The following is a 1,548-nucleotide window of genomic DNA, read 5'->3' as shown; positions in this document are numbered from 1 at the left end:
TGCAACAAAGCCGAGCATGTGCTGTTTGTGATAAATTGAGATTATGTTGAGTGAGTTCTCTAATAATTCTAAGTTGTTGAAAGTTCATAATTTGGATATAGAATATAAAAATAAGAGCAAATATATAAATAAATGCTCTTTTAGATGATCAATGATTAACGCATTGTGACGAATTCTTCAGCAGAAGTCGGATGAATTGCTAAAGTGTTATCGAAGTCTTTTTTAGTTGCTCCCATTTTTAAAGCAACAGCAAAGCCTTGCAGAATTTCATCCATACCGTATCCAATACCATGAATTCCGACCACTTTCTCATCAGTTCCTACACAAATTAATTTCATTTTTGTGAGTTGTCGATGTTCTGTTATCGCTGTATACATGGATGTAAAGGAAGAACTATAAATTTTGATGGCATCTTTACCAAATTTTTCTATGGCTTGATCTTCGGTTAATCCAACTGTTCCAATAGGTGGGTGACTAAACACCACAGTCGGAATATTTTCATAATCTAAATGTTCATTTGGCTTATTGTTAAATAAACGTTCAGACAGTCTTCGACCCGCTGCCACAGCAACAGGTGTTAACTCGACTTTACCTGTAATATCACCCACTGCATAAATGCCAGACTGTGTTGTATTTTGATATGCATCAACATGAATAAAGCGATTCTCGTTCAATTGAACTTGAGTCTTATTAAGATTGATCGCTTCAGTTGCAGGTTTTCTACCAATTGCCCAAATCAAGCAATCTACACTATGTTCTGTACCATCTTCTAGGTGTAATACAAGTGAGTTATCTTGAACTTTAGTCACTTTGTTAATCTGACTATGAGTATGCACGTTAATATTTTCACTGCGCATATTCTCTAATAGTGTTTTACCAAGGAAATGATCTAATCCACGCAAAGGCTGATGTTTACGAATAAATAATTGTACATTCGAACCCAATGCATTAAGAACACCTGCCAATTCCACAGCAATATAGCCAGAACCAACAATAGCAGTCCGCTTCGGTAAGTGTTCTAATCCGAAGAAACCATTGGAATCAATACCATATTCAGCACCTTCAATTTCAGGTTTGAATGCTTGAGTCCCCGTAGCAATTAAAATATGGTCAGCTGTGTACGTTTCACCATTTACTTCAATTGTTTGAGCATCTAAAAATTTTGCAAAACCTCGAATGACATCAACATTATTTTTAGCTAGTCCTGTGTCATACGATGTATGTATTCGGCTGATATAGGCTTGTCTGTTTTCAACTAATTTCTTCCAGTTAAAGGATTTCAATTCTGTATTAAAGCCATAGTCAGGACCATATTTATGAATCGCATCGGCAATTTGAGCTGAATACCACATCACTTTTTTAGGAACACATCCTACGTTGACACAGGTTCCACCAATATCACCCATTTCTATCAGTGCACATTTCTTACCATACATGGCAGCACGATTGACTGATGCAATACCGCCACTGCCTCCGCCAATCGCAATATAATCATAGTGTTTAGACATAAATGAAATTCCTGTTTTTTAGATTTAAAAAGTTAATGAT

Annotated in this window: 1 protein-coding gene; it reads right to left on the bottom strand. The window is 36.0% G+C overall.

Annotated features, from left to right (window positions below):
* Positions 1–155 precede the first annotated feature (155 nt).
* Complete coding sequence (gene gorA, locus Aba26S_RS20870; protein ID WP_002122354.1) at positions 156–1,508, bottom strand: glutathione-disulfide reductase; 1,353 nt, start codon at positions 1,506–1,508, stop codon at positions 156–158.
* Positions 1,509–1,548 lie beyond the last annotated feature (40 nt).

It is taken from the genome of Acinetobacter sp. NBRC 110496 (assembly GCF_000876115.1).
In the GTDB taxonomy this organism is placed as follows: domain Bacteria; phylum Pseudomonadota; class Gammaproteobacteria; order Pseudomonadales; family Moraxellaceae; genus Acinetobacter.
Note: the sequence above shows the minus strand (reverse complement) of the source record. Positions and strands in the feature narration are given on the sequence as shown.

Excerpts from the sequence above, each read along its gene's own strand:
- gorA (WP_002122354.1), bottom strand. The coding sequence starts at position 1,508 with ATGTCTAAACACTATGATTATATTGCGATTGGCGGAGGCAGTGGCGGT.